Here is a 3106-nt window from a genome sequence, read left to right on the forward strand (position 1 = left end):
ATTAGTTGACCACTACAAAGAGCTGCGATCGGCCTATGCCCTGCTGATTAACGAGCATCAGAATAGCGCAGCGGAAAGGGCTGTGGTGAAACAGGCCGACGCACTTTGTGCTTATCTGAAGTATCTGGAAGAGCTCTCAGCAGGTAATAATGAGTTTCTGCTGGCCAAAGCGCGGCTGGAAAAGACGCTGGCGCAGCGCCACAGCACGGAGATGGGCTACTTTGTTTAGATATTGGTTCCGAGCTTTAGCCTGTCGCTGGATGAGATTAGCCAGAATTCACTCTAAGCAGCAGGGCGTGGCGAACCACGCCCCTCATGCACCTTAGTGTTTGCGGTGTACGTTGACGCTGCCGTCCGGGTTCTTGCTGATGATCAACTCTTCCAGCGAGCTGAGCACCATATCGACATCTTCCAGCCGTGGCGAATCTGCTGGTGCGTTAACCGCGATCACATGACTGCCGGAAGCCAGACCGGAGAGGATCCCCGCGGCGGCATCTTCCACCACCACGCACTCTTCCGGTTCTAGGTCGAGCAGCTGGGCGCCAAGCAGATAGGCATCCGGCTCCGGCTTGCCACGTTCAACGCACTCGGCGGTGACAAATGCCGCCGGAGCCGGTAAACCTGCCGCCGCATGGCGTGCGCTGGCAACCGGTAGCGAACCCGAAGTGACGATCGCCCAAGAGATCTCCAGCTCGTCCAGCTGGCTTAACAGCTCAACGGCACTGGGCAGGGCAACAACGCTGTCAATATCTTCAGCTTCCAGCTTTTCCAACGCAATAAATTCCTGCTGAATCTCCTTCGCTGAAGCTCCGCTCATAAAGTGGCGCAGTGAGGTAATTGCCTGCTTACCGTGGATGAAGCCCAGCACTTCTTCAGGAGCGATCCCGTGGCGCTTACCCCAGTTTTTCCAGGCACGTTCAACCACCGCGAGGGAGTCAACTAACGTGCCATCCAGATCAAACAGAAAACCTTTACACTTCACCGCATCTTCCTTCTCAGGCGTTGATAACTTGCGCGATCTTGTTCGCACTCAGATAATATTGCCGGGGATAATTGTGCCACAGCTCGAGCATGCGTTGGTATTTTCCCCACATCGGTACCTGCGTATTAAACGCGTGGCTGCCCGCATCAAAGTGGGTGTGGCGCCCTTCAACCTCCACCAGAAAGCGCACATAGCCAAGATATCGCACTTCAGAAGCGGCATCAAAGCCAAGGAATACTAGACGGCACTGCTCGACACCCTGCGGTTCTTTCAAATTAGTCCAGGAGATATACAGGGCGTGATACATCTCCACCATCGCGATCAACGTGCGACACTCCGCTTCCGGTAGCTGGCTAAAATAGTTATCCAGCTCGCGCATCTGCAGGCCAAAGCCGCGTTCGATAATGGTCTGATGGCACCGATAACGCACGGCGTTATCCGGGTCGGGCATAGCCATCATCTGGTACTGATTGGCAAAAATTAAACGCTGGTCATGGGTCATGTCCATTTGGGGCTCCTCCGCCACGGGGAAATATTAAATAGTTTTGTTTCTGTTTCCCTCTTGCACTCTAAATATAGCATTCAAGTGGCAGGAGGATCTCACAGCGCGGCGAGAGGTCTATTTGACGCAGCGCAGGTTTCCGGTAAGATCGTCTCGAAACCTCGCAGACGCGATTAAAGGTCGTCGAGGAAGGTTTTATCCAGCTGCTTGAAGGCGCGCTTCAGCACATCAGCCAGTGACTGATAGGTGGGCTTTCCTTCCACCGGAGCAATGGCCTGATCCGCGGCCTGCAACTTTTCACGCACGTCGTGGAACCAACCTAATAAAGAAGGCGGTAATGGCGTTACCGAGCGCTTACCCAGCCACCACAGACCCTGCATCGGCAAGCTGCAGGCGAATAGCGCGCTGGCGACGGTCAGACCCAGTTGCCCGCCAAGGGCAATCTGCCAAGTGAGGCTGAAAACAGCCACGGGCGGCATAATGCGTATCGCAAATCGTGTTGCATGCGTGACGCGATTTTCTGGAAACATAGGCGCAAGGCGTTTATCGACAGGCCATGTCTTCATGTAGTGCTGACCATGCTGGAACAGCTTAAACCAACCGACACTGCCGGATTCATTAGCCATGGCTAACCTCAACTTCAGAAATAAATATTAAAAAAATTACAACTCACCAACTTTACCCAACATCATTCAAAATATTTTGTCTTTAAGGGTGATACTGGTTATCCTGTGCGCATTTTAGGCCTTGGACAGCGAGAAATCCTGCTCAAATTGGGTCAGACCATGTAAAAGCGCATAAAATTAAAAATATCGTAAAGTTTCCATTTTTTGCTTTCGGACAAAACTTTCCGGCAGCATGATATTCATCATTAATGTACCAGCTTTCATGCTCTACGCTGATAGTCTGTTTGACTTTTATTTCGCCATTTTTAATAAATAGGACCTTCCATGTCGAGTAAGTTAGTACTGGTTCTGAACTGCGGTAGTTCTTCCCTGAAGTTTGCCATTATCGACCCAGCAAACGGCAACGAATACATATCAGGTTTAGCTGAATGTTTCCACCTGCCGGAAGCCCACATTAAGTGGAAATTGGAAGGCGCTAAACAAGAAGCGGCTCTGGGTGCAGGCGCAGCGCACAGCGAAGCACTGAGCTTCATGGTTAAAACTATTCTGGCACAAAAACCAGAACTGTCGGCACAAATCGTTGCTATCGGTCATCGCATCGTTCACGGTGGCGAGAAGTTAACGCAGTCCGTAGTGATTGACGAATCCGTCATCCAGGGTATCAAAGACGCTTCTTCTTTTGCACCGCTGCACAACCCGACGCATCTGATCGGCATTGACGAAGCGCTGAAAAACTTCCCGCACCTGTCAGATAAAAATGTAGCTGTTTTCGACACCGCATTCCATCAGACAATGCCGGAAGAGTCTTATCTCTACGCCCTGCCGTACAAACTATACAAAGAGCACGGCGTACGTCGCCATGGCGCACACGGCACCAGCCACTTCTACGTGACGCAGGAAGCAGCCAAAGTGCTGAACAAGCCGGTGTCCGAGCTGAACATTATCACCTGTCACCTAGGTAACGGCGGTTCCGTATCCGCTATCCGTAACGGCGAG

Annotated in this window: 4 protein-coding genes and 1 pseudogene; 2 read left to right on the forward strand and 3 right to left on the reverse strand. The window is 51.9% G+C overall.

Annotated features, from left to right (window positions below; all coding sequences use genetic code 11):
- Positions 1–229: YfbR-like 5'-deoxynucleotidase (locus BBW68_RS12110; RefSeq protein ID WP_276325391.1), on the forward strand; the 229-nt coding region annotated here is incomplete at its 5' end.
- 93 nt (positions 230–322) lie between these two features.
- On the opposite strand, the gene BBW68_RS12115 is transcribed toward BBW68_RS12110, so the two are convergent.
- The 3 genes from BBW68_RS12115 to yfbV form a co-directional block, all read right to left on the reverse strand.
- On the reverse strand, positions 323–982 hold the full coding sequence (locus BBW68_RS12115; protein WP_070135564.1) for a sugar phosphatase: 660 nt from the start codon (positions 980–982) through the stop codon (positions 323–325).
- A 13-nt stretch (positions 983–995) separates the two neighbouring features.
- A complete protein-coding gene (locus tag BBW68_RS12120; protein WP_070135565.1) occupies positions 996–1490 on the reverse strand; it encodes a YfbU family protein in 495 nt (164 codons plus the stop codon).
- 167 nt (positions 1491–1657) lie between these two features.
- Positions 1658–2110, reverse strand: coding sequence for a terminus macrodomain insulation protein YfbV (gene yfbV / locus BBW68_RS12125; RefSeq protein WP_070135566.1), 453 nt, complete (start codon positions 2108–2110; stop codon positions 1658–1660).
- 324 nt (positions 2111–2434) lie between these two features.
- Between yfbV and ackA the strand changes: the two are divergent.
- Positions 2435–3106 (forward strand): annotated as a pseudogene (gene ackA / locus BBW68_RS12130) (acetate kinase); the annotation flags it as partial.

It is taken from the genome of Candidatus Erwinia dacicola, from assembly GCF_001756855.1.
GTDB lineage: Bacteria > Pseudomonadota > Gammaproteobacteria > Enterobacterales > Enterobacteriaceae > Erwinia > Erwinia dacicola.

Coding starts and splice junctions, on each gene's coding strand:
- yfbV (WP_070135566.1), bottom strand. CDS start 2,110: ATGGCTAATGAATCCGGCAGTGTCGGTTGGTTTAAGCTGTTCCAGCAT.
- BBW68_RS12120 (WP_070135565.1), bottom strand. CDS start 1,490: ATGGACATGACCCATGACCAGCGTTTAATTTTTGCCAATCAGTACCAG.